This window comes from Amycolatopsis sp. NPDC051045 (genome assembly GCF_040682955.1).
GTDB lineage: Bacteria > Actinomycetota > Actinomycetes > Mycobacteriales > Pseudonocardiaceae > Amycolatopsis.
Genome location: NZ_JBFBCC010000062.1, coordinates 1 through 3,529, shown reverse-complemented (window position 1 = coordinate 3,529; position 3,529 = coordinate 1). Strand labels below are relative to the sequence as shown.

Genomic DNA, 3,529 nt, shown 5'->3' with positions numbered 1-3,529 from the left:
GAAGGCTGCGGAGGCGATGGGCTTTGCGGGTGTGATGGCCGGGCCGTTGGTGCGGTCGTCGTACCGCGCGGGACGGCTCTACGCCCAGACCAAGGCCCACCGCGGGGAGGTCCTGCCCGAGAACCTGCAGCACCTGACGTCCGAAGGTCCCGCAGCCCAGGAAGCGGCGTCGCTCCTCGCGCGGTGACCCACGTCACCCCACCATCCTTAAAGGATCGGTAAAGTGGCGGCATGGCCCTGGTTTCGGACCTCCTCAGCTGGTTGCAAGGACTCCCGGAACCGGGGCTCGTCGCCGCGACCGGCGGTCTGGTGTTCGCCGAATGCACCATAGGGCTGGGCTTCCTGGCCCCCGGCGAGTCCGGACTGCTCATCGCCGCCACGACGGCGAACACCCTCCCGCGGTTCCTGGCCCTGTGGCTGGTCGTCACCCTCTGCGCGACGGCGGGCGACGCGCTCGGCTACGTCATCGGCCGGCGTTTCGGGCCGCGGCTGCGCGAGACGAAGCTGATCCGCAAGTACGGCCTGGAGGGCTGGGACAAGGCCACCGGGGTCCTCGAACGCCGAGGTGCCTGGGCGGTGTTCTTCGCCCGGTTCCTGCCGGTGATCCGGACCTTGACCCCGGCGGCGGCCGGGACGTCCGGCCTGCCGTTCCGCAAGTTCCTGCCGGCCGCCGCGGCCGGCGCGTTCTGCTGGTCGCTGGTCCACATCAGCATCGGCGCGGCCCTGGGCGAAGCCGCCAAGCGGATCGAAGGCGCCCTGAACACGGGCGGCCTGATCGCGGTCGGCGTGCTCGCCTCGGTGGCGGTGTTCTTCCTGCTGCGCCTCAAGAAGCGCAAGGCGCTCGCGGCGCCCGAGCGCGAGCCGGAACGCGTGCCCTGACCACCCGCCCGACCTGCGGGGTTACTACATTCGGCGGCATGAGTCTCGCGGATCTCCCCCGGCCGGTCGGCTTCGTGCTCGGCGGGGGCGGCAGCCTCGGTGCCATGCAGGTCGGCATGCTGCGTGCCCTGACCGAAGCCGGGATCGCGCCGGACCTGGTGACCGGCACGTCGGTCGGTTCGCTCAACGCGGCCGTGCTGGCCTTGTCCGGCGAAGACGCGCTCACGCGGCTGCACGGAATCTGGGCGCGCATCACGCGCGACGAAGCGTTCCCCGGCGGCGTGCTGAGCCGCGTCCGGACGCTGACGCAGAGCAAGACGCACCTGTTCCCCAACAGCGGCCTGACGGCGATCATCTCCGACCACCTCGGCGCCGAGACGCGCTTCGAGGACCTGGCGCTGCCGCTCGGCGTCGTCACCACGCAGGTCGACACGGCCGAGCCACTGCTGATCCGGTCCGGCCGGCTGCTCGAGCCGCTGCTGGCGAGCTGCGCGATCCCCGGGATCTTCCCGCCGGTGGAGCACGACGGGCACCTGCTGTACGACGGCGGGCTCGTCGCCAACGTGCCGCTGCGGCAGGCGCTGGCCATGGGGGCGAAGTCCCTGGTGGTGCTCGACTGCGCGTTCCCCGGGAAGCTGCCGGGCGCACCGCGGACGTTCGCCGAGGTGATGATGTTCACCGCGATGATCAGCATGCGGAACCAGGCCGTGCTGGAGGCGCCACTGGCGGGCGCGCAGGTGCCGGTGCTGTACCTGCCGGGGCCGGCGCCGGTACGTGTGAACCCGTTGGATTTCGGGCACACCGAAGCACTGGCGGAAGAGGCGTACACGGCGGCGCGGGAGTTCCTCGGCGCGGTTTCGGTGAACGGGCCGGGACTTTACGGCGCTCCCGGCCTCGTCATCACGTGATCCACGTCACGCCGATGCACCGATCCGCCGGCAAGAACGTCATCGCTATCGCGTAGTTTTGATGACGAATGCCCGCCGACCCCAATTCCCAAAAAGAGATAATATGCTCCCCAAGAAGATTTTACTTTCGGTCGCCGGAATCCTCGCCGGGGCACTGCTGGTTTCCGCCTGCTCCGGTGACGACGGCGGCTCGTCCGCCGGTGGGACGCCTGCGTCGGGGTCCGCCTCGGCGTCCGAAACCCCGGTCGCGGTGACGTTCGAGCCCGCGGGCGGCACGGCGGTCAACCCGGCGCTGCCGATCGTCGTCAAGGCGGCCAACGGGAAGCTCCTCGACGTCACGGTGACCAACGCGGCCAAGGGGAAGACCGTCGCCGGCAAGCTCGCGGCCGACGGGTCGAGCTGGACATCGAGCGAGCCGCTCGGCTACGGCGCGACGTACAAGATCGTCGCGCACGCCCAGGGCACCAACGGGAAGCCGGTCGAGCAGGACAACCAGATCACGACGCTGTCGCCGAAGAAGCAGGCCAACGCCAACCTGATCCCGGCGCCGTCCGCGGTGGCGAGCACGGGCGTCGGCGTCGGGCAGCCGATCGTGTTCAGCTTCGGCAAGATCGCGGTGAAGGACAAGGCGGCGGTCGAAAAGGCGCTGACGGTCGAGTCGACCCCGAAGCAGGACGGCGGCTGGTACTGGATCGACGACTCGAACGTCCACTACCGGCCGAAGGAGTATTGGAAGGCCGGCACCACGCTGAAGGTGACGGCGAAGATCTACGGCGTCGATTTCGGCGGCGGGGTGTTCGGCGCGGAGGACCGTACGGAAACGTACAAGGTGCACGATTCCTGGATCGCGAAGGCGGACGGGAACAGCGAGCAGATGCAGATCTTCCACAACGGCGCCATGGTCAAGTCGATGCCCATTTCGATGGGCAAGGACGCGACGCCGACCCACTTGGGTGCGCACGTGATTTCGGACAAGCAGGCGAACTACACGATGGATTCCTGCACGTACGGCGTCTGCCCGCCGGACCCGAAAGCGTACCGCTCGAACGAGAAGTGGTCGGAGCGCATCTCCAACGACGGCGAGTTCGTCCACGAGAACCCGAACAGCGTGGGCCAGCAGGGCAGCGCGAACGTGTCGCACGGGTGCATCAACCTGAACGACGCGAACGCCCAGTGGTTCTTCCAGAACATGGGCCTGGGCGACGTCGTGGAGGTCACCAACTCCGGTGGCCCGCAGCTCCCGGTCTGGGACCTGTACGGCGACTGGTCCAAGTCCTGGGCCGACTGGCAGGCCGGCTCGGCCATCAAGTAACCCAGCCACCCCGTCAGGGGTCAGGAGCTCCGCTCCTGACCCCTTTTCCCTACCCACCCCCACCTGCCCCTGCGCGCAGGTGAGATCCGTCCTCAATCACACGAGTTCCGCCCCCAGTCACGTGAGTTCCGTCTTCAATCACGCGAGATCGGGTTTCGATCACGTGAGTTCGGGCTTGAGTCCCGTGAGTTCCGTGCCTGGCCCCGCCGGCTCGCGTGATCCGGTGATCCGGTGCCGGATCGGCGTGACTCAAGGCGGAACTCGCGTGATTGGAGCCGGAAGTCGCGTGATCAGGGCCGGAAGTCGTGTGAGAGGGCTGGCAGGATGTTTTGGGTATGGGGAAAGGCCCCGGGAGAACCTGTGGGGTTCTCGACCGGGGCCTTTCCATTGGTTAAGTTCGGCGGTGTCCTACTCTCCCACAACCCTTCGG

The 3,529-nt window shown here is 68.3% G+C and carries 3 protein-coding genes and 1 pseudogene; all 4 read left to right on the top strand.

The features are described from left to right. Positions 1 to 187: pseudogene (locus tag AB0M80_RS44110) on the top strand (lipoyl synthase); the annotation flags it as partial. Positions 188 to 231: 44 nt separating this feature from the next. Beyond that, positions 232 to 879: a DedA family protein gene (locus tag AB0M80_RS44105; RefSeq protein WP_364576523.1), complete on the top strand. Its 648-nt coding sequence runs from the start codon at positions 232 to 234 to the stop codon at positions 877 to 879. 38 nt (positions 880 to 917) lie between these two features. After that, complete coding sequence (locus AB0M80_RS44100; protein ID WP_364576522.1) at positions 918 to 1,787, top strand: patatin-like phospholipase family protein; 870 nt, start codon at positions 918 to 920, stop codon at positions 1,785 to 1,787. Between the two features lie 103 nt (positions 1,788 to 1,890). Next, entirely contained in the window at positions 1,891 to 3,099 is a 1,209-nt protein-coding gene (locus AB0M80_RS44095; protein WP_364576521.1) for an Ig-like domain-containing protein, read from the top strand. The last annotated feature ends 430 nt before the right edge of the window (positions 3,100 to 3,529 follow it).